The sequence below is a fragment of the Pseudomonas sp. P5_152 genome, from assembly GCF_033989915.1.
Classification (GTDB): Bacteria; Pseudomonadota; Gammaproteobacteria; order Pseudomonadales; family Pseudomonadaceae; genus Aquipseudomonas.
Genome location: NZ_JASFAH010000002.1, coordinates 704,509 through 728,896 on the forward strand (window position 1 = coordinate 704,509; position 24,388 = coordinate 728,896).

General features: G+C 62.0%; 25 protein-coding genes and 2 pseudogenes. 15 read left to right on the forward strand and 12 right to left on the reverse strand.

The features are described 5' to 3' along the window. Positions 1-9 precede the first annotated feature (9 nt). The 8 genes and pseudogenes from QMK50_RS03025 (at position 10) to QMK50_RS03055 (ending at position 3,948) form a co-directional block, all read left to right on the forward strand. On the forward strand, positions 10-981 hold the full coding sequence (locus tag QMK50_RS03025; RefSeq protein ID WP_320332503.1) for a WD40/YVTN/BNR-like repeat-containing protein: 972 nt from the start codon (positions 10-12) through the stop codon (positions 979-981). 239 nt (positions 982-1,220) lie between these two features. Beyond that, positions 1,221-1,370: a hypothetical protein gene (locus QMK50_RS03030; protein WP_320332504.1), complete on the forward strand. Its 150-nt coding sequence runs from the start codon at positions 1,221-1,223 to the stop codon at positions 1,368-1,370. A gap of 10 nt (positions 1,371-1,380) precedes the next feature. Continuing rightward, entirely contained in the window at positions 1,381-1,569 is a 189-nt protein-coding gene (locus tag QMK50_RS27315; RefSeq protein WP_413787320.1) for a TetR/AcrR family transcriptional regulator C-terminal domain-containing protein, read from the forward strand. 151 nt (positions 1,570-1,720) lie between these two features. Beyond that, a pseudogene (locus tag QMK50_RS03035) lies at positions 1,721-1,807 on the forward strand (LysE family translocator); the annotation flags it as partial. A gap of 9 nt (positions 1,808-1,816) precedes the next feature. After that, complete coding sequence (locus QMK50_RS03040; protein WP_320332505.1) at positions 1,817-2,551, forward strand: SGNH/GDSL hydrolase family protein; 735 nt, start codon at positions 1,817-1,819, stop codon at positions 2,549-2,551. Continuing rightward, positions 2,544-2,972 (forward strand): nuclear transport factor 2 family protein, encoded by a 429-nt coding sequence (locus tag QMK50_RS03045; protein ID WP_095170735.1) that lies wholly within the window; start codon positions 2,544-2,546, stop codon positions 2,970-2,972. Before QMK50_RS03040 ends, QMK50_RS03045 begins: the two co-directional genes overlap by 8 nt. Positions 2,973-3,076: 104 nt before the next feature. Continuing rightward, positions 3,077-3,688 carry a DNA-3-methyladenine glycosylase gene (locus QMK50_RS03050; protein WP_320332506.1) on the forward strand — a complete coding sequence of 204 codons (612 nt, stop codon included), beginning with the start codon at positions 3,077-3,079 and terminating at the stop codon, positions 3,686-3,688. Further along, positions 3,685-3,948: an Ada metal-binding domain-containing protein gene (locus tag QMK50_RS03055; protein WP_095170739.1), complete on the forward strand. Its 264-nt coding sequence runs from the start codon at positions 3,685-3,687 to the stop codon at positions 3,946-3,948. Before QMK50_RS03050 ends, QMK50_RS03055 begins: the two co-directional genes overlap by 4 nt. On the opposite strand, the gene QMK50_RS03060 is transcribed toward QMK50_RS03055, so the two are convergent. From QMK50_RS03060 to QMK50_RS03115, 12 genes and pseudogenes are all read right to left on the reverse strand, one after another. After that, positions 3,949-5,643, reverse strand: coding sequence for a BCCT family transporter (locus tag QMK50_RS03060; protein ID WP_095170741.1), 1,695 nt, complete (start codon positions 5,641-5,643; stop codon positions 3,949-3,951). Positions 5,644-5,884: 241 nt separating this feature from the next. Further along, positions 5,885-7,129 (reverse strand): MFS transporter, encoded by a 1,245-nt coding sequence (locus QMK50_RS03065; RefSeq protein WP_177440703.1) that lies wholly within the window; start codon positions 7,127-7,129, stop codon positions 5,885-5,887. 39 nt (positions 7,130-7,168) lie between these two features. Next, positions 7,169-7,540, reverse strand: a complete 372-nt coding sequence (locus QMK50_RS03070) for an ethanolamine utilization protein EutQ (RefSeq protein WP_095170742.1) — start codon at positions 7,538-7,540, stop codon at positions 7,169-7,171. Further along, entirely contained in the window at positions 7,537-8,865 is a 1,329-nt protein-coding gene (locus QMK50_RS03075) for an FAD-binding oxidoreductase (protein ID WP_320332507.1), read from the reverse strand. The genes QMK50_RS03070 and QMK50_RS03075 overlap by 4 nt, the downstream gene beginning before the upstream one ends. A gap of 10 nt (positions 8,866-8,875) precedes the next feature. Next, positions 8,876-10,120, reverse strand: a complete 1,245-nt coding sequence (locus tag QMK50_RS03080; RefSeq protein WP_320334486.1) for an FAD-dependent oxidoreductase — start codon at positions 10,118-10,120, stop codon at positions 8,876-8,878. Further along, positions 10,109-10,273, reverse strand: a pseudogene (locus QMK50_RS03085) (rubredoxin); the annotation flags it as partial. The gene QMK50_RS03080 and the pseudogene QMK50_RS03085, both read right to left, overlap by 12 nt. 5 nt (positions 10,274-10,278) lie before the next feature. Beyond that, positions 10,279-11,724 (reverse strand): aldehyde dehydrogenase family protein, encoded by a 1,446-nt coding sequence (locus tag QMK50_RS03090; RefSeq protein WP_320332508.1) that lies wholly within the window; start codon positions 11,722-11,724, stop codon positions 10,279-10,281. A gap of 12 nt (positions 11,725-11,736) precedes the next feature. Beyond that, complete coding sequence (locus QMK50_RS03095; protein WP_320332509.1) at positions 11,737-12,924, reverse strand: aromatic ring-hydroxylating dioxygenase subunit alpha; 1,188 nt, start codon at positions 12,922-12,924, stop codon at positions 11,737-11,739. A gap of 238 nt (positions 12,925-13,162) precedes the next feature. Continuing rightward, positions 13,163-14,080 carry a LysR substrate-binding domain-containing protein gene (locus tag QMK50_RS03100; RefSeq protein WP_095170751.1) on the reverse strand — a complete coding sequence of 306 codons (918 nt, stop codon included), beginning with the start codon at positions 14,078-14,080 and terminating at the stop codon, positions 13,163-13,165. 164 nt (positions 14,081-14,244) lie between these two features. Beyond that, positions 14,245-15,489 carry a saccharopine dehydrogenase family protein gene (locus QMK50_RS03105; RefSeq protein ID WP_095170753.1) on the reverse strand — a complete coding sequence of 415 codons (1,245 nt, stop codon included), beginning with the start codon at positions 15,487-15,489 and terminating at the stop codon, positions 14,245-14,247. 27 nt (positions 15,490-15,516) lie between these two features. Next, positions 15,517-16,614 carry a carboxynorspermidine decarboxylase gene (locus tag QMK50_RS03110; RefSeq protein ID WP_320332510.1) on the reverse strand — a complete coding sequence of 366 codons (1,098 nt, stop codon included), beginning with the start codon at positions 16,612-16,614 and terminating at the stop codon, positions 15,517-15,519. 762 nt (positions 16,615-17,376) lie between these two features. After that, on the reverse strand, positions 17,377-18,414 hold the full coding sequence (locus QMK50_RS03115; protein WP_320332511.1) for an Ldh family oxidoreductase: 1,038 nt from the start codon (positions 18,412-18,414) through the stop codon (positions 17,377-17,379). 130 nt (positions 18,415-18,544) lie between these two features. Between QMK50_RS03115 and QMK50_RS03120 the strand changes: the two genes are divergently transcribed. From QMK50_RS03120 to QMK50_RS03150, 7 genes are all read left to right on the forward strand, one after another. Further along, a complete protein-coding gene (locus tag QMK50_RS03120; RefSeq protein ID WP_166591989.1) occupies positions 18,545-19,420 on the forward strand; it encodes a MurR/RpiR family transcriptional regulator in 876 nt (291 codons plus the stop codon). Between the two features lie 13 nt (positions 19,421-19,433). Beyond that, positions 19,434-20,189, forward strand: coding sequence for a transporter substrate-binding domain-containing protein (locus QMK50_RS03125; RefSeq protein ID WP_320332512.1), 756 nt, complete (start codon positions 19,434-19,436; stop codon positions 20,187-20,189). Positions 20,190-20,300: 111 nt separating this feature from the next. Beyond that, a complete protein-coding gene (locus QMK50_RS03130; RefSeq protein ID WP_095170769.1) occupies positions 20,301-21,020 on the forward strand; it encodes an ABC transporter permease in 720 nt (239 codons plus the stop codon). Continuing rightward, positions 21,017-21,727, forward strand: a complete 711-nt coding sequence (locus QMK50_RS03135) for an ABC transporter permease (protein WP_095170771.1) — start codon at positions 21,017-21,019, stop codon at positions 21,725-21,727. Before QMK50_RS03130 ends, QMK50_RS03135 begins: the two co-directional genes overlap by 4 nt. A 51-nt stretch (positions 21,728-21,778) precedes the next feature. Next, on the forward strand, positions 21,779-23,020 hold the full coding sequence (locus QMK50_RS03140; RefSeq protein ID WP_320332513.1) for an FAD-binding oxidoreductase: 1,242 nt from the start codon (positions 21,779-21,781) through the stop codon (positions 23,018-23,020). A gap of 17 nt (positions 23,021-23,037) precedes the next feature. Next, entirely contained in the window at positions 23,038-23,826 is a 789-nt protein-coding gene (locus tag QMK50_RS03145; protein WP_413787288.1) for an amino acid ABC transporter ATP-binding protein, read from the forward strand. Positions 23,827-23,935: 109 nt separating this feature from the next. Further along, entirely contained in the window at positions 23,936-24,388 is a 453-nt protein-coding gene (locus QMK50_RS03150) for a hypothetical protein (protein ID WP_320332514.1), read from the forward strand.

Sequence of the window (24,388 nt, forward strand, 5' to 3'; positions counted from 1 at the left end):
GGACACGAAATGCCCAAGAGAGACTTCACTCCCGTGCGTTTGCTGCTGGTTTGCGCCTTGCTGGCAGGCGCCAACATGGTCCTCTACAGCCGTGCCGCTGAACGGACTCCCGCCATGCGCCAAGCCCAAGCACAACACGCCCCGCTGGTGGCGGTGAGCCAGGCCGGCGAGCGCCTGGTCGCGGTGGGCGATTATGGTGTCGTGGCGCTCTCCGAGGGGGGGCAGGACTGGCGGCAAGCCAGGGTGGTTCCTGTCGATACGCTGCTGACCGCGGTTAGTTTCGCCGACGCGCAAAATGGATGGGCGGTCGGTCACGGAGGAGTGCTGTTGCACACCAGCGATGCTGGCGAAAACTGGACTCTGCAGCAGCGACTGGAAGACAAACCCGTACTGCTTTCCGTCTGGTTCGAGAACACCCGCCACGGCATAGTCACCGGCGCCTATGGCTACGCCAGCGAGACCCAGGATGGTGGTCAGAGCTGGCAACGCCTGAGCCTGGGTGCGAACGATGATGACTATCACCTCAATCACATCTTCTGCGCACCGGATGGCAGCCTGTTCATCGCCGCGGAGGGCGGCAACGCGTACCGCTCGCGCGACAACGGTGTGACATGGGAGACGTTGCATACCGGCGTCAGTGGCTCGTTATGGAGCGGCATCACATTGCGCGACGGCCGCGTGCTACTGGCTGGCATGAGCGGGCGGGTGCTGCTCAGCGAAGACCGCGGCGATTCCTGGCGCGAGTTGGACAGCGGCAGCCAGGAGGCGATCACCGCCTTGATCCAGTTGGTCGATGGCCGCGTGGTGGTGGTTGGTAATGGTGGGCTGGTGAGCGTCGCGGATGCTGAACTAAAGCATTTCAGTAGCGCGATTCGTGAAGACCGCGTGAACCTTTCTGCGCTGCTGGCTGTGGATGACGATCAACTGACATTGTTCAGTCCACAGGGTGTGTTGCATCAGCGGCTGTCATCGCGGCAATGAGTTGCTCAGGCCGACACAGTACCTGTACAGACGCGGCCATTTGCCTTGCGGTGGTCCCATCGGGTTCATCGCAAGGCCTGTCTTAATGAAGCGATTCATTCAAGGCGAAATGAATCGCCTCTAGTTTCGTAGACACCTTTGAAGGCAGGTTGGACTACCCCCTGAACGGTAGACACCTCCAGGCCCTGAACTGAAGCCACTGGACAGTGCCCTGAGCAACCAGCGTTAGGCGAGTGATCGTGCCGTTGCGCAAATCACAGGCGCTGTCTCACGCCTTCATCTACACCGCTGTGACAAAGGCGCAGGCGCCGGTGATCCCGATGGGCTATGTGAAGGCTGCAAGGAAAGCAGTTACGAATGCACCTAAATGGGTGTCCGGTTTCATTTGACCACTACAATATGGACACAGGGAAACTCCGCCAGGCGGATTCGCGAGTAGCAGCCCTACACCTGCGCGCGCTACTGGAATCCGAGTGGCTTGATCTTTTCCTGTTTTCCACGATGCAGGGATTTGACCAAACGTTTTGTGAAGAAACAGCTACCAGAGCGACAGATGCATTTTTAGCCGCGTACGGCGCCCCTCAGTGATCTAGGCCGACGATAACCTACTCTGAGCGGTTAGCAGTGTTGCGTACAACAACCCCACATGACCGACAATTTTCACTCGCCGATGAAGTTTATGGATCGAAAGCCTGCTCCTCAGTGCTACGAAAGTCAGGATGGACGCCCGCGCCCCTGCCAACCCCGTGGCAAGCGGATTTTCAACCGTTGCTGCGCCGGGCTGTTGGCGGCGGCGAGTGTGCTGTTGATGGCGCGTCGGGCGTGAGCCTCGGACATGTCTGAACCCTTGAGCAAACTGCTGCTGGGGCCCCTGCTCCTACTGCAAGGTCTCTACGTCCGGCGGGTCACCCCGCGGTTGCCGGAAGCCAGCGGTGCACGCCAGGGCTTGACCGGCAATGGCGTGCGCCTGCGCTTGCTGATAGTCGGGGATTCGGCCGTCGCCGGGGTGGGTGCCGCGACCCAGGACCAGGCCCTGAGCGGGCAACTGGTTGGACGGCTGGCTGCAGATTTCCAGGTGAGCTGGCAACTCTGGGCACAGACCGGGCTGGATTCCCAAGGCCTGCTGGAGCTGCTCGAAGCCAAGGACGCGGAGCCCTTCGATGTGGCGGTGCTGGGCATTGGGGTCAACGATGTCACCAGCAGCCTTGGCGCCGATCAATGGCTGGTGCGGCAACAGCGCTTGCTGGGGTTGTTGAGGGACAAGTTCGCAGTGCAACAGTTGATCATTTCCCCGCTGCCACCGATGCATCTGTTCCCGGCATTGCCCCAGCCTCTGCGCTGGTACCTGGGCAACCGGGCCAGGCGTTTCAACCAACGACTGGCCACCCTCACCGCCGCCCAGCCATCCTGTAGCCTGCTGACCCTGAGCCTGGCCCCGGAGGCCGGGATGATGGCCGTCGACGGTTTCCATCCCGGGCCGATGATCTACAGTCTCTGGGCAGAGCACGCCGCCCAGGCCATCACTGGGCGACGGCACAACAATAAAAACCCAGGAGTCGAACATGTCTGAACTCAAGCTGCATCCCAACGTCGCCGCCACCCTGGCGCAGTGGCACGCCATGCTCGATAAGGGCGACTTGCGCGCCCTGCCCGAATTGCTCGCTACCGAAGCCGTATTCCGTTCGCCAATGGCCCACACGCCCTACCCCGGCGCGCCGGTGGTGGCGATGATCCTCAACACGGTGTTCCAGGTGTTCGAGGACTTTACCTACCACCGCGAACTGGCGAGTGCCGACGGATTGAATGTGGTGCTGGAATTCAGTGCCCGGGTCGGCGCCAAGCAACTCAAGGGCATCGATATGATTCGCTTCAACGAGGAGGGGAAAATCGTCGAGTTTGAAGTGATGGTGCGACCGATGAGTGCCTTGCAGGCCCTGGGTGACGAGATGGGCCGACGTCTTGCTGCGTACCTGGCTGCGAGCAAGGCCTGAGCAGCAAGGCGCCATTGCGAATTCAAGCGCAAGACCCCGGGTGCGCGATGGCGGGCGGACGACTAGTCTGTCCACCAGTCCCTCACTCCTGACCCGGATGCCCCATGCCCTATCACCGCGCCCGCCAGTTCCTCGCCGCCCTCGACGACGACTGGGCGCGGCATGTCGCGGCCATCGGCCCATGCCTGCATCAACCCCAGCCAACGCGCGATCCCTACGAAGCCCTGGTGCGGGCGATCGCCTATCAGCAACTGCACGTGCGTGCCGGCGATGCGATTGTCGGGCGCTTGCTCGCGCTGTTCCCCGGGCAGCCCTTCCCCACTGCTGCACAGTTGCTGGCCAGCGAGTTTGACGACCTGCGCCGCTGCGGTTTTTCCGCGAGCAAGATCGCGACCATCCAGGGCATCGCTGGCGCCACGTTGAGCGGCGTTGTCCCGGACTACCCCACGGCGCAAGCCATGGACGACGAGGCGCTGATTGCGCGCCTGACGCCGTTGCGTGGGGTCGGTCGCTGGACCGTGGAAATGCTGCTGATCTACACCCTCGAACGCTCGGACATCCTGCCCGCCGACGACTTTGGTGTACGCGACGGTTACCGCCGCCTCAAGGGCCTGGAGCAAACACCGACGCGCAAGCAGATGCTCGACCTTGGCCAAGCCTGGAGCCCGTATCGGACGGTTGCCGCGTGGTATTTGTGGCGAGTGCCCAGGGGATGAAAACCTACTGGCTGCTCAACGAACAACGGCACAAGATCGCCAGCCCGGTGCCCGGCCTGTTGGGCGGCCACCGGCGCTCGAAGATCTACGGTCGCCTGGATTGCCCAGGCGCCTTGCGTGCCATCGCCCGGGGCGGCTACGTGACTCATCGGGTGTTTTTTGCCGATGAGGCAGCCGCCCTGGCGGCCGGTTTCCGGCCGTGTGCGGGGTGTTTGCCAGAGGCTTATCGGGCGTGGAAAAACGCCCGACAACCGCTCTGATCAGTAGGCTTCAGCTACCGGAAAAGGCACACGTTTACCCGTTACCACTTCAGGTTCACGTCGCTCTGCCAACGCAGCGTCCTGCTCCGATTTCGGCTGCGGTGCCGGGGTACGGTAGGCCACGGCCGGCATCTCCTGGCGCAAGCTGTGGATCAGGCTGTAGCAAATGGCCAACAGCAACATGGCGATCGGCAACCCTGCGGCAATACTCGCCATTTGAATGGCTTTCAATCCGCCGGCCAATAACAACCCCGCCGCAATGGCGCCTTCCAACAGGCACCAGAGCACCCTGATCCACTTCGGTGGATTGGTGCTGCCCAAGGCGCACAAGGTACACAGCACCTGGGTCCCGGCATCGGCGGTGGTGACAAAGTGCACCCCGAGCAACACGCAGACCAGGATCGACAGTGCCGCGCCGACCGCAGGGCCATCGAGCACTTGCAACAGGGTGAACATGGCCGCCGTAGTTTCTTTTTTGGTCGCCAACAGCACCGTGCCACCGCTGAACGGTGCTTGCTCCTGCACCACTTCCTGAGCCGCTACCGACTGTTGATAGGCCTGCCGGTCGAGTTGCTCCTGCTTCAGGGAAGCACCACCAAAGACCGACATCCAGAGGATGGTGACCATGGTCGGCACAATCAACGCACCCACTACCAGCTCACGGATGGTCCGGCCTTTGGAAATTCGTGCGATGAACAAGCCGACAAACGGCCCCCAGGTCATCCACCAAGGCCAGTAGAACGCGGTCCACCAGTTTTGCCATTCGCTGTCTTTCTGGGCATCCATCCAGAAGCTCAGGCCGACGATGTTCTGCACATAATCGCCGGTGGATTCGAACATCAAGTTCAGAATGTAACGGGTTGGACCTAACAGCAGCACCGCGAGCATTAACAGGAAAGACAAATACATATTAAGGGTGGAGATGCGCTTCATCCCCTTGGACAATCCCACCAGCAAGGAAACGCAGGCGAGAATACTGACCACCAGGATAATCGATAACTGCAGGCCGATACTCACCGGGACATCAAACACTTGATGTAAGCCGGTATTGATCTGCGCCACACCCAGGCCCAGTGACTGGGAAACACCAAAGGCGGTGATCACCACACCCATGATATCGACCACATGGCCGATCCAGCCGTAGATGCGGTTACCGATCAACGGATAGAGCAACGAACGCAGCGCCAGCGGCAAGCCCCGGCGATAGGCAAAGTACGCCAGGCCCAGGCCGATCATGGAAAAGATTGCCCACGGGTGCAGGCCCCAGTGAAACAGGGTGATGCGCATGGCGATGCTCGCCGATTCGTCGGTCAAGCCCTTGGAAAACGGGTTGTCGGCGTAGTGCAGCATGGGCTCGGCAACCGACCAGAAGATCAGGCCGATGCCCATGCCGGCGCTGAACAGCATGGCGATCCAGGACGCGAAGCTGAACTCTGGCACATCCTCGTCGGCGCCCAGCTTGAGGTTGCCAAAGCGGCTGACGGCAATATAAGCCAGCACCCCAAGTACAGCGCTGATCAACGTAATGTAGTACCACTTGAAGTTGTACAGGATAAACCCGGAGGCCGTTTCAAACGCCTTGGCGGCTTGTTCATCTTGAACGGCACAAAACAGTACAAACAGGATCACGCCAACTAATGAAGCCACCGTCACTTTCGGATTCAAGCCTTTCAACATGCCAGATTGCGCACGCATTTTATTCCCCTTTTGTTTTTGTATAAGGGTGTAGAGAGTGTTCTGGAGTCAGGCGCTTGACGGGTTATTCAAAGCCCCGAAAAACAACGCTGTTCATCCGATGATTATTCCAGGCGTGTTTATCCTAATTACCACTGGCAAGATGGTGGAAACCCCACCCGCCTTCAAACCATTTTTCGTCACCGATTCATGAGAAAAACGCATCGATCAAAACCGTCGCTGCCCTCCCTGACGACGGCACTTAGTGCCTTGCCGATTGCTCTACCGGCTCTGCCACCGCCACCCAGTTCGAACTTGCCAGACCATCCGGCGTGAGTGGTTGATGCAAGGGCGCATCCGGGTTCAGGTGCCGCCCGCTGACTCGCGTCTGGGTCACGCACAAGGCCAGCAACAGCGCACAACCGGCGTGGAAAAAATACAGGCTGGAGGCGCCCGCATATTCCATCAATAAACCTGCCACCAGCGGCCCGATACAGGCTCCGACGCCGAAGGTGATCAACAGCATGCCCGAGAGGGACACCCGCAAGCCTGCCTCCATATTGTCGTTGGCCAGCGCCACGCCCAGCGGGTACAGGCAGAACTGCAGGAAGCCAATCGCCGCGCCAAACAGCAACACGGTGCTGAACGAGGGCGACTGATTAAACCCCAGCGGCAGGCTGGCCACGAGAAGCACCACCGCCACCCCACGGATCAGGCTCGCCCGTGGCAGGCGGTCCGAGAGCCAACCCAGCGGCAACTGCGCCAGCAGCCCGGCGCCGATGGTCAAGGCCATGAACTGCCCGACCTGCGCCGTGTCGAGCCCCTGCTTACTCGCATAGATCGCAGCCAGGCCGTAGAAACTGCCATTGATCATCCCGGACACCAGGACGGTCACCAACGACTGGGGAATCCGCCGCACAAACAACCGCACATCAATCGCCGCACTGGGCACCACGCTGGGATGGGCGCTGCGGGTCAGCGCCACTGGCACCGAGCACAGGGCAAACACCATGGCCACGCCCAATAGCGCACGAATGCCCAAGCCGGTATCGAGGGTCAGGGCCAACTGGCCGAGCATCATGCCGACGTAGCTGGCAACCATGTACAGCGCCAGTACCGCGCCACGTTGCTCGGTGCGGGCCTGATCGTTGAGCCAGCTTTCGATCACCATCAGTTGGCACATCATCGCCAGCCCCACCAGCGCCCTGAGCAATAGCCAGAACGGCAGTGAATGACTGAATTCATGGGCCAGCACCGCCGCGGCAATAATCCCGGCGCACGCCGCGTAGGTACGAATGTGCCCAACCGCGCCGATCAGCCAACGCCCGACCCAACCGCCCAGGACCATGCCCAGGGCATTGGCGGCCATCAAGGCACCGCCGGCCGCCTCGCTCCCGCCCATGCCACTCAAGCGCAACGCCAGATAGGTCATCAGCAGGGTCGAGCCCAATTGCATCAACAAGCTGGCCAGGTAAAGGGCCCCGAAAGTTCGCGTCAGTCCAAGCACGGTGCGGATTCCAAGAAGTCCAAGGGAGGGAAGTTGGCGTCACGCCAATCCGTGCAGCTCTTTCCAGTTGCCCGGGTGCACCACGTAGCCGAACAAGGCATGACCGCCATACACCAGCTCGCTGCCTTCAGGAATCCACAGCACCTGGCCTGGCCTGACCTCGAACATTTCACCGTCGGCCTGCAGCTGCAGACAGCCCTCGATCACGAAGATCACCTCGTCATACAGCACCGTCCACCGCACCTCTGCCCCTTCCCAGCGGGCAAATCCCACCCCGATGTTCGGTGACACCTCGTTGCTCACGGCGCGGGCGACATAGGCCGCTCCGGGCGGCCCACCACGCACGGTGAATGTCAGGTCCTGCTGGTCGATGCACAGCACCCGTGCCTTGCCTGGGGCGCGCGGGCTCATAACTCACTCCGGCTGTTCCAGGCGGCCAGGCGAATGCGCGAGCGCACCCCCAGGCCGAGAAACGGTTCCGGCGGGTTGAGCGACGGCATGCCGGTCACTGCACGGATATCGTTCAACTGCGCCGAATCGGCGCCCACCGCCAGATCGGCCAGCAAGGTCCCGGAGATCGTGCCCCAGGCCGCACCCACCCCGTTGTCGCACGCCGAGGCATGCAGCCCCGGTTCCAGTTCGCCAAAGAAGTTGGTGAAGTTGCGCGAGATCGCATAGACCCCACCCCAGGTATGACTGAAAGGCACCTCGGCCAGTTGCGGGAAGCGCGCCAGGAACGCCTTGCGATGCGCCGCGCGCACGTCCAGGCGCATGGCATCGCTGGTGCTGCGCCCATACTTGGGCACATGTTTGTAGGTATTGCGGATAATCAGGCGACGATCCTCGGTCATGCGCACCGTGGTACCGGCGTGGTCCGCCGGGGTCAGCCCCCAGTCCACCTGACCGCCGTAGGCCGCCAGCTCGTTGTCGGTCAGCGGTCGGGTCCAACTGGCGAAGGTCATTACCGGCAGCAGGCGGTTACGCAAATAACCAAACTCCTGGGTGAAGATGCTGGTGCCGAGCAATACCTGCGGGCAGCGGATCAGCCCCTGACTGCCATGCAACAGCCAGCCGCCCTTGCCGTCGCGCTCCAGGCGCTGGATCGGTGACTCTTCCAGCAACTCGACATTCTCCGGCAACGAACGCGCCAGCCCGGTGACCAGGGCCGCGGGTTGCATCAGGTAGCAGCCGGGGGTGTAGATCGCGCCACTGTAATGCTGGGTGCCGAGGACGCTGGAAAGCTCTGCCGGACCCACCCGGCGAAACGGTTCGCCAAGATCGCTCATCAGCCGCTCGAAGTGATCCAGGTAAGCCAGGCCACGGGCACCGACAGCACCTTGATACTTACCGGCATGGGACCATTGGCAATCGATCCCACGGCTCTGCACCAAGCCTTGCAACTGCGCGATGGCGGCGCGATTGAGCCCCAGCAAGCGCTGTTTGTGTGCCGGGTCCGGATGCTCCAGGGCGAACTTGTGGGGCAGGTCAATCACAAACCCGGAGTTGCGCCCCGAAGCCCCGTGAGCCACCCGTTGGGCATCGACCAACAGAATCCGTGCTTGCGGGTGATGCGTTGCCAGGCGGCGTGCGGCCGCCAGGCCGGCAAACCCTGCGCCGACGATGGTGAAGTCGGCCCGCTGCTCACCGGACAGGCGGGTGCAGGCGGGTTGTGCAGGCAAGGCTGCGTACCAGCCGCAGCTGGCATCGTCATACGGCAGATTGATCGTGTTCTTCATGATTCGGGCCTCAGGCTACAGCCTGTTGGGAGTTCTGGCAGGACTGCAGCAAACGGCTGCGTTGGGCTTGCGCCTGGCGACCGAGCAGGACAAAACCTTGCAGCGCGCCGTCGACGTCATGGAAACCGGCACTCACCCCATCCTCGGTCAAGGTGCAGCGCCATTCCCCCACGCAACCCGCCGCGGGCGGCAGCAGGCACAGCGGCGCGACCGGGGTCTTGACCGTCACCGGCATCAACGGGTAATCGACGGCCGTAGGCCGGCCGAGCAAGGTCTGGCTGAGTGCCTGGATGCCCTGGTTGATCGGTGCCAGATACGGCAGCAACTGCCCGGCGATTTCGATGCAATCGCCCAAGGCGTAGATCCCCGGCTGGGAAGTCTGCAATCGCGAGTCCACTTGAATGCCCCTGCCGACTGTCACCCCGGCACTCTCTGCCAGGCTGAGGTCCGGCCGCAGCCCGACGGCAGACAACACCAGGTCGGCCTCGATGCGTTGCCCGTCGGCGAGTTGCAAGCCGTAACCCTGGGCCGTTGGCTCGATGGCCTGCAGGGTGTTCTGCAGATACCAGTTCACTCCCAATTCGCTGAGGGCGTGCTGCAGCTTCTGGCCGGCCTCGACCGGCAGCAGGCGCTCCATGGGCCAGCGGCCGAGGCCGATGACATCGACACGCACGCCGTTGCTGGCCAGGTCGTTGGCAAACTCGCAACCGATCAGGCCGTCGCCCAGGATGGCGACACGCTGCACGCTACTCAGGCGCTGACGAAACTGTCGGTAGTCGTGCAAATTGTTGACGCTGAGCACTGCACTGGTGTCGCCCTCGATCGCCAGGCGCAGCGGCATCGCGCCGCTGGCGAGGACCAACTGGCCGTAGTCCATCTCACCCAGACTGGTGCTCAAGCGCCGCGCCGCGCTGTCAATGCGCTGCACCTGGCAATGCGCATAGACGCGGATGTTCAGGCGCCGCTCGATCGCCATCGGCGACTCGCTGGCCAATGCCTCGGCGTCTTTGCCCTGGGCCAGCCCGATCGACAATGCCGGCTTGGAATACAAGTGCCCGCAGTCCTGGGTCAGCACGCGGATCTCTACGCGCGGGTCGGCCTTGCGCAATGCCTGGGCCAGGCCGTAACCGGCGTAACCGCTGCCGATGATGACGATCGGCTGGGTCGGCAGCAGCGCTGCAGGGGCTGTCACCGGGGTGGGCAACGGCACACTGGCGACGGCCGCCGGCGCAACATGCTCACTGATATCGAGCATCTCGAAATCCGCCTTGCCGACGTGGCATTCGGGGCACAGCCAGTCTTCGGGCACATCTTCCCAGCGCGTGCCGGCGACGATGCCGTCCTGGGGCCAGCCCAGCGCCTCGTCGTAGATCAGGCCACAGACGATACACAGCCAAGTCTTGTACATGGCGCTCACTCCCCCGCAACCCGGATCGCTACGTTCTTGGTGCGCACATAGCTGTACAAGGCTTCCTGGCCCTTTTCCCGGCCAAAACCCGACAGCCCGACGCCACCAAACGGGGTTTCGATTCCCCCGGCGTACCATTCGTTGACGAACACCTGGCCGGCCCTCAGGCGCCGGGTGCAGCGCATCGCCCGGCTGATGTCCTGGGTGAACACCCCGGCGACCAGGCCGAACTCGGTACCGTTGGCGATGGCGATCGCTTCCTCTTCGGTGTCGAAAGGGATCACCGCCAGCACCGGGCCAAACACCTCTTCCTGGGCAATGCACATGTCGGGACGCACATCGCGGAACACCGTCGGGGCCATGAAGTGACCGGCGCGGTCAGGCAATGCCTGGCCACCGGTGGCCGCTACCGCACCTTGCGCCTCAGCGCGGCGACACAAGTCTTCGATACCCGCCAGTTGTCCGGCACTGACCACGGGCGTCAGGTCCGCGTCGTCCTGGCCGATCCCGACGCTGAGCCCTTCGGCCATGGCGACCACGGACTCGACCACTTGCTCATAAATCTCGCGCTGCACCAGCAGCCGGGACATCGCTGAACAGACCTGGCCGGCATTGAAGAAAATCCCCGACTGGACACTGGCCAGCAGTTGCTCGGGGTCGGCATCGGCAAAGGCAATCGCCGCCGACTTGCCCCCCAACTCCATCACGCTGGGAATCGCGTGTTGGGCGGCATCCCGCAAGATCGACTGCCCGGTAGGCACGGAACCGGTGAACACAATCTGGTCCACCGCACGGTGGCTGACCAAGTGCGCCCCGACCTCACGGCCTCGGCCGCAGATCAGGTTGACCGCGCCTCGCGGCAAGCCCGCTTTGCTGATGGCGCCGATCAGCACACACAGGCCCAACGGTGAAAGCTCAGGCGACTTGATGACCACCGCGTTACCCGCCGCCAACGCCGGGGCCAGGGAACGCGCACAGATCGAAACCGGGAAGTTCCAGGGCACGATCTGCGCCGAAACACCCATCGGGTCGTACAGGGTAAAGTCCATGTAACCGTTGCCCAGCGGGATCGAGGTGCCCTCGATCTTGTCCGCCATCCCGGCGTAATACTCGAAGTACCGCGCCGCCTCGACGAACTCGTCCCTGGCGTCGCACAGGCGCTTGCCGTTCTCCTGGCACAGTACCCAGGCGCCCTCGTCGGCCACGGCGCGAATCTCCTCGGCGATGCGCAGCAGCCAAGTGACACGTTGCGCCGGGCGCACTCGGGTCATTTCACCGCTGTCGGCACAGCGCCGGGCCGCCGCCAAGGCGCGCTCGGCGTCTGCCAGACCGGCCTGGGCGATGGTTGCGAGCAACTCGCCATTGCCCGGGTTGTGGACTTTCAAGTGCTGGGTACTGTCGCTCCATTCACCGTCGATGTAGTTGAGCCAGTGCGAGGCTATCGGATACATGGGCGCTCCTCCTCAGGCAGACGGCGTGGTGGCGAGCAACTGACGTGCAGCCCACTGGTGGAAGAAGTGCGTCGGGATGTCCATTTCCGGAGAGAACGCGCCACCTTTGTAGCCTGGGGAGAAACGGCCTTTCTGCATGCCTTCCACTGAGCTGATGTCTTCCTGGAACACCACTTTCCAGGACTCGAGAATCGCGGCGCGGCAGGCGGCGAACTCATCGCTGGTGGCCGCTTCGTCACCCACATAGAACAGGCGCAGGTGCTCGATGGTGCGTCCCGGCGCAACCGGCTCAAGCTGCATGGCAAAGGCGTGGTCGGCCTGGATGCCCAGCAGCACGTTGGGGAAAAATGCTACGTATTCGGCGTTGCGCAGACGGTCCTGGGGCCACGCCGGGAACTTCGGCAGGTGGGTCCCGGCGACATCCGAGAGGTTGTAGGCGTAGCTGCCCTGGCCGGCGAAATGCTCGTCGAACAAGATGTTGTAGTGGTCTTCCAGGCGCGAATAGGAGTTCAGGCTCGGGTGCACCCACGGCAGGTGATAGGCCTCGCAGTAGTTCTCCACCGCCAGCTTCCAGTTGCAGTTGATGTCCAGGGTGGTCTGGTCCTGGCCCGCACGGCGACGCAGCAGGCTCATGCCGTCCTCGCCAAGGAACTGGGTCCAGCGCGTGGTCAGCGGCGCGAGCATGTCCTCGAGTGGCTGGGCGTCGCCCGACAGGTTGATGAACACCATGTCCATCCAGATCGCGCTGCGGATGGCTTTCAGGCCGTGCTTTTCGCAGGCGAAGCGCTCGTCCTTGTGCTGATCGATCCCGCCGACGTGCGGCGTGCCACGCAGGCCGCCGTTGAGGTCATAGGTCCAGGAGTGGTAAGGGCAGCGAATCACCCCTTGCACCTCACCGGCCTCCTCCACCAGCTTCATGCCGCGGTGACTGCAAACGTTATGGAATATCTGCACCACGCCTTCACGGTTGCGCATCAGCAGCAGGGGCAGGCCCATGAAATCAATCGGCTTGACCGAACCGGCCTTGACCAGGTCGCTGGCGAAACCGACACAGGCCCAGGTCTTGCCCATGACCTGATCACGTTCCAGTTCGAAGAAATGTTGATCGGTGTAGAACTCGTTGCTCAGCCCGGTGGCCTCATGGATCGGGTTAAGTACGGTTTCAAGGTGATGCACAGGAATTTGGCGGTTGTTGCTCATTATTGTTTTCCCCTGCTGGGCACGGTTTGGAAAGATCGGCAGGCCCACTGGCCACTGTCCGTTGGCAGCCAGTTTGGGAAAACAGGAGTGGTCTCGACAAACGATATTTGCGGGGCGATTCATGACTTTTAGTCATAAATTCGCCTGCCTTGTTTTTTGCCTTGAAACTTGCTAATTGCAGGGGCGCGCGAATATATGAGCAACTTGTTGTTATCGGCAAGTTTAACTTTTGCGATTCTTAGACGGAGTCTTTCGAAGGCGGAAGTTGATTCAACAACCAACTTCTAAAGCACTTCACACTCTGGCGCATAGCGCCCCGTGACAACGGTTCCAGCAAACAGAACTGCGCCTCGGTCGTTAATACCGCCTCCAGCGGTCGTACCAATGCGCCGGTGCGCAAAGGGTCGTCGACCAGGTTCGACCAGGCCAGGGCAATGCCCTGCCCGTTGATTGCCGACTGGATCAGCATCGAGTAACTATTGATATTGATTCGGCGCTTTGGCTCGACCTTGTTCAGGCCCTGGCTGAGCAACCAGTCGGACCAGCCGATCCAGTCCCGCTGCGGGTCATCGAGGTACAGCCAGGTCAAGCCGGCCAGGTCCTCAGGTTTGCTCAAATGCGGGTGCTGGGCCAGGTAGGCCGGGCTGCAAACCGGGTACACCTCCTCGCAAAACAGGGGTGTTACCTGCATGTTCGGCGGCGGTGTACGGCAGTAATACAAGGCCAGGTCACAGTCCAGCCGGGAGAAATCCTTGACCTGGTCGTGGGCGATGATCCGCAGGTCGATCTCTTCGTTTTCGCGCTGGAACTGGGTGACTTTGGGCAACAACCAGAGTGATGCCATGGCCGTACTGGTGGCCACCGTTACTTGCTCGGCCCCCTGCCATTGGCGTATTTCGCCGGTGGCTTGCGCCACGCCCAGCAATGAATTGCGAACCGCTTCGTAATACTGGCTGGCGGCCGGGCTTAGTTGCAGAGTACGGGTCGTGCGTATAAATAGGGTTTTACCCAGGTAATCTTCGAGCAAACGTACCTGGCGACTGATCGCGCCTTGGGTAACGTTTAACTCGTGCGCCGCCAACGTGAAACTCATGTGCCGCGCTGCGGCCTCAAAAGCAATCAAACTATTGAGGGGTGGAAGTGGATGGATTCTCATGCAGGCAAGTCACGTCGTTATTGTGGTTATATGCCACTAGTCTAGCCCTTGTAATAAGCAGTGCACAGAGGGACGCTCGCCCACCGGTCCTGTGCTGGAAAACAAAACGCCGCTCAATGAGCGGCGTTCTTGTGCGCGGGGCAGTTACCAGGACCTGGAAGGCCTCAGGCTTTGCTGTCCCATGGACGATCGCCACGCTCATCCTTGATGCGGGTCGGCAGGCCCATCACGTCCAGCGCCTTGAGGAACGGCTCGGCTGGCAGCTCCTCGACGTTGACCATGCGTTGCACGTCCCACTCGCCACGGGCGACCAGCAAGGCGGCGGCTACCGGTGGCACGCCAGCGGTATAGGAAATGCCCTGGCTGTCGGTTTCGGCATAGGCCTCCTCGTGATCAGCCACGTTGTAGATGAACACTTCACGCGGCTGGCCATCCTTGGTGCCCTTGACCAGGTCGCCGATGCAGGTCTTGCCGGTGTAGCCAGGCGCCAGCGAACTTGGGTCCGGCAGCACGGCCTTGACCACTTTCAACGGCACCACTTCCAGGCCTTCGGCAGTCTTGACCGGTTGCTCGGAGAGCAGGCCAAGGTTCTTGAGTACGGTGAACACATTGATGTAGTGCTCGCCGAAGCTCATCCAGAAACGCACGTTGGCCACGCCGAGGTTCTTCGACAGGGAGTGCACTTCATCGTGACCGGTGAGGTAGAGGTTCTGCGCGCCGACCACTGGCAGGTCGTCGGTGCGTTTGACTTCGAACATGGTGTTGCTGGTCCACTGGCTGTCCTGCCAGCTCCACACCTGTCCGGTGAATTCGCGGAAGTTGATTTCCGGGTCGAAATTGGTGGCGAAATATTTGCCGTGGGAACCGGCATTGACGTCGAGAATGTCGATCGAATCAATGCGGTCGAAATACTGTTGTTGCGCCAGGGCTGCATAGGCGTTGACCACACCCGGGTCGAAGCCCACGCCGAGAATGGCGGTGACGTTCTTCTGCTGGCATTCCTCGAGGTGTTTCCACTCGTAGTTGCCATACCAGGGCGGCGTTTCACAGATCTTGCCCGGCTCTTCGTGGATGGCGGTGTCCAGGTAGGCGACACCGGTATCGATGCAGGCACGCAGCACCGACATGTTGAGGAACGCGGAACCAACGTTGATGACGATCTGCGATTCGGTTTCGCGGATCAGCGTCTTGGTCGCTTCGACATCCATGGCGTCCAGGGCAAAAGCCTGGATATCGGCGGGCACTTTGAGGCTGCCCTTGGCCTTGACGCTGTCGATGATGGCCTGGCATTTGGAGATGTTGCGCGACGCGATAGCAATACGACCGAGTTCATCGTTGTGCTGCGCGCACTTGTGGGCCACCACCTTGGCGACACCTCCTGCACCAATGATAAGTACGTTCTTCTTCAATTTTTCTCTCTCTCCTTCTGCGCCAGCTTACGAAAGGCTGGACAAGTAATCGTCGAAACCAAACTCACGAACCAGCTCGACACTACCATCGAGTTGTTTCACTACGATGGACGGCATTTTCAGGCCGTTGAACCAGTTTTTCTTGACCATGGTGTAACCCGCGGCATCGACAAACGACAGACGGTCGCCAATCGCCAACGGTGCAGCAAACTGATACTCACCAAAGATATCCCCGGCCAGGCAGGATTTGCCGCACACCATGTAGGTGTGTTCACCCTCGCTCGGCGCCAGCTTGGCGTTCAGGCGGTAGATCAGCAGATCGAGCATGTGCGCTTCGATGGAGCTGTCCACGACGGCCAGGTGCTTGCCGTTGTAGAGGGTGTCGAGCACGGTGACTTCCAGCGAAGCGCTCTGGGTGATGGCAGCTTCGCCCGGCTCCAGGTAGACCTGCACGCCGTACTTCTGCGAAAAAGCCTTGAGGCGCGCGCAGAACTGGTCGAGGGCATAGTCTTCACCGGTGAAGTGAATACCGCCGCCCAGGCTGACCCACTCGACCTTGTGCAGCAGGTGACCGAAGCGCTCCTCGATGGTGCACAGCATCTGGTCGAACAGGCCAAAGTCGCCGTTCTCGCAGTTGTTGTGGAACATGAAGCCGGAGATCTGCTCGATGACCGCCTCGACCTTGACCGGGTCCCACTCGCCCAGGCGGCTGTATGGACGCGCCGGGTCTGCCAGCAGGTAGTCGGAGCTGCTCACCTGCGGGTTGACCCGCAGACCGCGAACCTTGCCTTCGGACGCCTCGGCAAAGCGCTGCAGCTGGCCGATGGAGTTGAAGATGATCTTGTCGCAGTTGGCGAGCATCTCCTCGATCTCATCGTCGGCCCAGGCCACGCTGTAGGCGTGGGTCTCGCCGGCAAATTTCTGGCGGCCGAGCTTGAGCTCGTAGAGCGAGGACGAGGTGGTGCCATCCATGTACTGCTCCATCAGGTCGAACACCGACCAGGTGGCGAAGCACTTGAGCGCCAACAGGGCCTTGGCCCCGGACTGCTCGCGCACATAGGCGATCTTCTCCATGTTCGCCAGCAGCTTTTGTTTATCGATCAGGTAGTACGGCGTCTTAATCATTTCGAGGCCTCCGGCAAGGCTAGCCAAAAAAGGATGCGCATTGTGCCTTCACTGACTGCAGATCGAAAGAGCAGAAAGCGTTTGCGCCCTGGCCAGGGCGTGGAAAGGGGTCAGTTATAACGGGGCGGGGCATGCAGGACGGCAGTTTCAACCCACCAAACCGGTGGGGGTGTCAGGTGCCATGGATGTTGACTGTGCCGGCCTCATCGCGGGCAAGCCCGCTCCCACAGTGATTTTGGCTGTTCACAGATTTTGTATACACCACATCAAACCTGTGGGAGCGGGCTTGCCCGCGATGGCGGTGTGTCAGGCGCCAGCGATGTTGGCTGTGCCGGCCTCATCGCGAGCAAGCTCGCTCCTACAGTGAATTTGGTTGCTCACAGATTTTGTATACACCCACAGTAGCGCCAGGTGTTCACAGATTGTGCATACAGCCATCAAACCTGTGGGAGCGGGCTTGCCCGCGATGGCGGTGTGTCAGGCGCCAGCGATGTTGGCTGTGCCGGCCTCATCGCGAGCAAGCTCGCTCCTACAGTGAATTTGGATACTCACAGATTTTGTATACACCCACAGTAGCGCCAGGTGTTCACAGATTGTGCATACAGCCATCAAACCTGTGGGAGCGGGCTTGCCCGCGATGGCGGTGTGTCAGGCGCCAGCGATGTTGGCTGTGCTGGCCTCATCGCGAGCAAGCTCGCTCCTACAGTGAACTTGGTTGCTCACAGATTTTGTATACACCTGCAAGGTCGGATACACCTTTGCCTAGCGCGCGCTCGCCAGTTCACGCAACCGCGCCAACTCGGCTGCAGGCAGGCTGATGCCGTCGGACAGGGATTTGGCCCGTTCCTGATACCGTCGGTCGCCTGGCATGCGTTGCAGGCCGACGCCGCGCATCTGCTGCACCAATTCTTCGCTACGGCTGGCGAAGTGGTTGCCGGCGGTCTTGCTCGGATCGATCACGATCAGCAACTGACCGGTCCAGGGGGTTTGTGCCCCGGGATGGTTCGACCAGTCGAACTCGAACGAGAAGTTACCGCCGGTCAGGGCCGCCGCCAACAGTTCCACCATCATCGACAGGGCCGAACCCTTGTGCCCGCCAAACGGCAGCAGCGCGCCGCCGTTGAGGATTGCCTTGGGGTCCCGGGTCGGCTGGCCCAGGCTGTCGACGCCCATGCCCTCGGGCAGCAATTGACCCTGACGCGCGGCGATCTGCACATCGCCGTGGGCGATGGCGCTGGTCGCCAGGTCAAAGACGATCGGCTCGCCACCGGCACGCGGTGCGGCAAAGGCAATCGGGTTGGTGCCGAACAGCGGCCGTTGCGCGCCATGGGGCACCACGCAGGTCATGCTGTTGACCACGCTCAAGGCCACCAGGCCCTCTTCGGCGAAGGGTTCGACGTCCGGCCAGAGCGCGGCGAAATGGTGCGAGTTGCGGATCGCTAACACCGCGATGCCGGCACTGCGGGCCTTCTCGACCAGCAAGCCACGGGCTGCGGCCAAGGCCGGCTGGGCAAAACCTTTGGCCGCGTCGACCCGGACAAAACCCGCAGCCACATCCTCCACCACCGGCACGGCCCGACCATCCACCCAGCCACTGGCCAACGACGACAGGTAACCGGGAATGCGGAACACCCCGTGACTGTGGGCGCCGTCGCGCTGGGCGCTGGCACAGTTGTGCGCCAGTACCTGGGCAACTTCCGACGAGGTGCCGTGCTGTTCAAAGATGCGCTGCAGCAGCTCAGTCAGGTCGGCGAGTGAAAGGCTTTGCACTTCGGGCAAAGCGGTGTTGGCGTGGGACATTCTGAAGCTCCGGGCGATTTGTTGTTATGGGCGAACTATCCGGCGATGACAGTTATCTGTCAAATGTTGACTTTATGACAGAAAACATCCATTTTCCTTCCCAAGCGCTGAATAACAACAGGAAACAGCCTTGAGCCAGCCCATCAAACAACGCCTTGAAAGCAGTCTGTCAACCGCCGCCGCCTCTGGCCGGGCGATTGCCAACTACATGCTGGCCAACCTCTATGAACTGCCGTTCCAGACCGCTGCCGACATTGCCGCGAAGTTGAACGTCAGTGAATCCAGCGTCGGGCGCTTCTGTCGCTCCATCGGCTACAGCCACTTCAAAGACCTGAAAAACGACCTCAAGGCCGACCTGGGCGATGGCCCGTGGCTGGTAGGCGACCGTTTGCAGGAATTCCGCCAGCAGGCCAGCCAGGGTCCGCAGGGCCTACCCCGCAGCTTCGAGCTGGAAGTGGCGGCGCTGGTCAAGGTCTACGAATACAGCCTGACCCCGACCTGGCACGCCGTCAGCCAGCGCCTGGCCAGCCGGCGCAAGGTGTTCGTCGCCGGATTCCAGACCGAACGGGGCATCGCCGCCTCCATGGTGCACTTGCTGCAGTACCTGCGCGATGACGTGCACTGGGTCGACGGCGCTGCCGGGCATTACGCCGACGTGCTGCTCAGCGTGCCCGCCGACAGCGCCCTGGTAGTGTTCGAAGCCCGCCGCTATTCACGCCATGCCTTGACGCTGTGCCGCAAGGCCCGCGAGGCGGGCATCCCGGTGACGCTGGTCACCGACACCTTTTGCGACTGGGCCGAGCAGAACGCCGACGAAGTGTTCCGCGTGCCCACCGAGTTCAACCTCTTCTGGGAGTCGACCGCCGCGATGCTGTCGTTGGTGCACCTGCTGGTCAACGACGTCTGCAAACAGCTGGGCCCGGAAGTGGAAAAACGTCTTGCCGCCGTTGCGCTCCTGCACAACGAGTTCGTTGGATACACATCATCACCAAGCTCAAAACAATAAATCGAGGTGCTAGATGAAACACGTCATTCGCTTTGCCAGTGCATGTGCAATGGTCCTGGCCGGGGCCTCCGGCGCGCAGGCTGAAGTCCTGAAGATCGCCACCGAAGGCGCTTACCCGCCGTTCAACTATGTCGACTCGGACAACAAGCTGCACGGCTTCGATGTGGACATTGCCAACGCGCTGTGTGAACGCATGAAAGTCCAATGCAAGATCGTCGCCCAGGACTGGGAAGGGATTATCCCGGCGCTGATGGCGAAGAAATACGACGCCGTGGTCGCCTCGATGATCGCCACCGACGAGCGCAAGCAGAAGATCGATTTCACTAACCACTACTACCGCACTCCGCTGTCCGTGGCCGTGCCCAAGGACTCGGACATCTCCGACGCCCAGACCGATTTCAAAGGTCGCACCGTGGGTGCCCAGGCCTCCTCGACCCAGGCCATCTACGCCGAAGATCACTACGGCCCGGCTGGCGCCGACGTCAAGTTCTACCCGACCCTGGATGAAGCCAACAGCGACCTGGCTGCCGGCCGCGTCGACGGGGTGATTGCCGACAAGTTCCCACTGCTGGCCTGGATCGACAGCGCCGGCAAGGAATGCTGCAAGATCATCGGCGATGTCAACGGCACCACCGCCGACGCCTCCATCGCGGTACGCAAGGGTGACGATGCACTGCGCGAGCGTTTCAACAAGGCGCTGGATGAAATCGTCGCCGACGGCACCTACAAGAAGATCTCCAGCCGCTACTTCGCGTTCGACATCTACTGATCCCCTGCCCCCCAGGTCAGCCTGCGGGGCGTTCCTTGCCGACCTGCTGCACCGCGCGCCCACCGGCGGCGGTGCATGCGTGCGGGCCTAATTTACCGAGAGGGTTCGAGCATGTTCGAAAACCTGTCACTGCTTTCCTTCGCCAGCGGCGGCTGGGGCTCAGCCTTGCTGGCCGGCGCCCTGGTGACCATCGTCCTGGCCTTGAGCTGCCTGCCGATCGGCTTGCCACTGGGGTTGGGCCTGGCCTTGGCCGCCCGCTCCCGACGTCGCTGGCCGCGCGCCATGAGCACGGTGTTTGCCACCGTGTTCCGTGGCCTGCCCGAACTGCTGACCCTGCTGATCATTTACTACGGCTGCCAGATCGGCGCGCAGAAACTGTTGTCGGTGATGGGCTACGAGGCTGAAGTGGCGATCAACCCCTTCGTCGCCGCCATGATCGCGTTCAGCCTGGTGTTCGCTGCGTTCTCCAGCCAGATCTGGCTGGGCGCCTTCAAGACCGTGCCCAAGGGCCAGTTCGAAGCCGCTGCCGCCCTCGGCCTGTCCCGGCGCACCACCTTTACCAAAGTGGTGCTGCCGCAACTGGTGCGCATCGCCCTGCCGGGCCTGTCGAACAACTGGTTGTCGTTGCTCAAGGACACTTCGCTGGTGTCGACCATCTCCCTGGTCGACCTGATGCGCCAGACCAACCTGGCCGTCAGCGTGACCAAGGAACCGATGTTGTTCTACACCGTGGCCTGCTTTGGCTACCTGTTCTTCTCGGCGATTTCCGGCCGCCTGTTCCAGTACCTGGAACAGCATTTCAGCCGCCATCAACGGAGCGTGCGCCCATGAGCCTGGCTGAATTGCAGAGCCTGTTCCTCAGCCCTGAGTTGCTGGAACGTTATGGCCCACGCTTCATCGACGGCCTGTTGGTGACCGCCAAACTGGTGGCTATTTCCTTCACCCTCGGTGCCCTGCTCGGCCTGCTGATTGCCCTGGCGCGGTTGTCGGGCAACCGCTTTCTCAGCCGTTTTGCCGGCGTCTATGTGTACTTCTTCCGTGGCTCGCCGCTGCTGGCCCAACTGTTCATGCTGTATTACGGCCTGGGTTCGTTCAAAGGCTTCTGGCAGGACGTCGGCCTGTGGTGGTTCTTCCGTGACGCCTGGTTCTGCACCCTGCTGGCGTTCACCCTGAACACCGCGGCCTATCAGGCGGAGATCCTGCGGGGCAGCATCATGGCCGTGGCCCAGGGGCAACGCGAAGCCTGCAACGCTCTGAGCCTGTCGCGCTGGACCACCTTTCGCAAAGTCGTCCTGCCGCAATCGCTGCTGGTGGCCATCGGTCCCCTGGGCAACGAACTGATCCTGATGATCAAGGCCAGCGCCATTGCCTCGCTGGTGACCATCTACGACTTGATGGGGGTGACCAAACTGGCCTTCTCGCGCAGTTTCGACTTCCAGATCTACCTCTGGGCCGCGGTGCTGTACCTGCTGATCGTGGAAGTGGTGCGACGCAGCCTCAAAGCCCTGGAAGGCCGCCTCGGCCGCCACTTGCAGTAAACCGGTTTTTTCTCGGGCTGCCGTGGGCGCCCCAGCATCAAGGATCTACCCATGCATTGCCAAACCATCGTTCTGGGCGCCGGGATTGTCGGCGTCAGTACCGCCCTCCAGTTACAGGCCCGTGGCCGCCAGGTGGTGCTTATCGACCGCCAGCAGCCGGGCAAAGGCACCAGCCACGGCAACGCCGGGCTGATCGAGCGCGCCAGCGTGATTCCCTATTCGTTCCCCCGCGAGCTGTCGAGCCTGCTGCGCTACGCCCGCAACCAGCAATCGGACGTGCGCTACAGCCTCAAGTACCTGCCCAAGGCCGGTCCCTGGTTGCTGCAATACTGGCGGCACTCCGGGGCCAAGGGCCTGGCCATGGCGACCAAGGCCATGCTGCCGCTGGTGGAACGTTGTGTCAGTGAACATGACCTGCTCTCGACGCCGGCCGGCATGGACCATCTGATCCAGGCCGGCGGCTGGGTCGAGGCCTACAGCTCGATCCCGGCTTTCTTCAAGGCGCAACAGGACGCCGCAGCACTGCAGCGCTTTGGTCTCAATTACCAGGTGCTCGAGCGCGACGAACTGCGGGCGCGCCAACCCGGCCTGCACAGCAGCGTGATCGGTGGCATCCACTGGCTCGACCCCAAGACCGTCAGCGATCCCGGCGGCCTGACCCGTGGGTATGCCGAACTGTTCGTCGAACGCGGCGGCGTGTTTGTCCTCGGCGATGCCCTCTCCCTGCGCCAGGGCGAAGGCAAATGGCAGGTGCAGACCGAGCAGGGCCTGGTGATCGGCGACGAAGCCGTGGTCGCCCTCGGTCCGCAAGCCCGGGGCGTCTTCGAACCCCTGGGCTACAAGATTCCGCTGGCGATCAAGCGCGGCTATCACATGCACTATGCCGCCCTGCCAGGCAGTTGCCTGCAACAACCCTTGCTCGACCCTATCGGCGGTTACGTGCTGGCGCCGATGGTGGGTGGCGTGCGCCTGACCACCGGGATCGAGTTCGCCGACAGTGACGACCCGATCAACGAAATCCAGTTGCGCCGCTGCGAAGAGCTGGCGCGCAAGTTCTACCCGCTGGGCGAGCGCCTGGACGCCGAACCCTGGCTGGGCCGCCGCCCGTGCCTGCCAGACATGTGCCCGGTGATCGGCCCGGCAGCGCGGCACCCGGGCCTGTGGTTCAACTTCGGCCACGCCCACCACGGCCTGACCCTCGGCCCGGTCTGCGGCCGTTTGCTGGCCGAAATGATGACCGGCGCCACCCCGTTCACCGACCCTGCCCCTTACAGCGCCGAGCGCTTCCATTGATTGCCGGAGACCCGACCATGCCTGCCCTCTCTGCCCGTATCGATACGCCGCTGGCCGTGCAACCCGACACCCGTAAGGTGGTGGTGGATATCGCCGCCCTGAACAAGTTCTATGGCGCCTTCCATGTCTTGCACGACATCAACCTGCAAGTGCGCGAAGGCGAACGCATCGTCCTGTGCGGGCCTTCCGGCTCGGGTAAATCGACCCTGATCCGTTGCATCAACCGCCTGGAAATCGCCGAGAAAGGCCGCATCCTGGTCAACAACACCGACCTGTCCCAGAACACCCGCGAGGCGGCCAAGGTGCGCAGCGAAGTGGGCATGGTGTTCCAGCATTTCAATCTGTTCCCGCACATGAGCGTGCTCGACAACTGCACCCTGGCACCGATCTCGGTGCGTGGCCTGAGCCGCAAGAAAGCCGAGGAACTGGCCGAGCACTTCCTGCACAAAGTCGGTATCGCCAGCCAGGCCGGCAAGTACCCCAGCCAGCTCTCCGGCGGCCAGCAACAGCGCGTGGCCATCGCCCGGGCGTTGTGCATGGAACCGAAAATCATGCTGTTCGACGAGCCCACTTCGGCGCTCGACCCGGAGATGGTCAGCGAAGTGCTGGACGTGATGGTGAAACTGGCTGGCAGCGGCATGACCATGCTCTGCGTGACCCACGAGATGGGCTTTGCCCGGCAAGTGGCCGAGCGCGTGCTGTTTCTCGACGGTGGCCAGATCATCGAGGACGCCCCGCCGGAAGACTTCTTCAACGCCCCGAAAAGCCCACGGGCCAAGGCCTTCCTGGCGCAGATCGTGCATTGACACAGGCCAGGCCCGCAGGGTGCTGCGGGCCTGACTGACGAACGTCAGGCGACTATTGGGCGATACCCGCTAATCTCCCATGGCAATTCTTCAACACTGGAGGTTGGTCATGAATCCCAGATATCCACTGGTCGCCCTGCTGGTCAGCGCGAGCCTGTTTGGCTGTACCACGTCAAGCGAGCACGGGATCAGCATTCCCCTGGCGGCCACTCGGCACAACGTCGGGCAAATCGCCAATACCACCCTGGCCAATTGGGACCAGAACACCGGGTTCGACTTTTTCATCAGCGGCGTGCCCACCGGCACCTCCCTGCCCCTGCGCATCTACACCTTCATCCATAAGGGCAGTTGCCAGCAGCCCGGCCCGGTGGCCTATGCGATGAACGACAAGGTCAATACCGAACGCGCCGCCGTTGCCGGCTGGACCTTTTCCAGGAGCGCCCCCATCGCCTTGCCAGAGTTGCTGGCCGGCCAGTACTCGATCGTCCTGCGATCGGCACCGGAGGACGGCAACCTCGATCTGTTCTGTGGCGATATTCCCCAGGGCGGCACAGCAAAATAG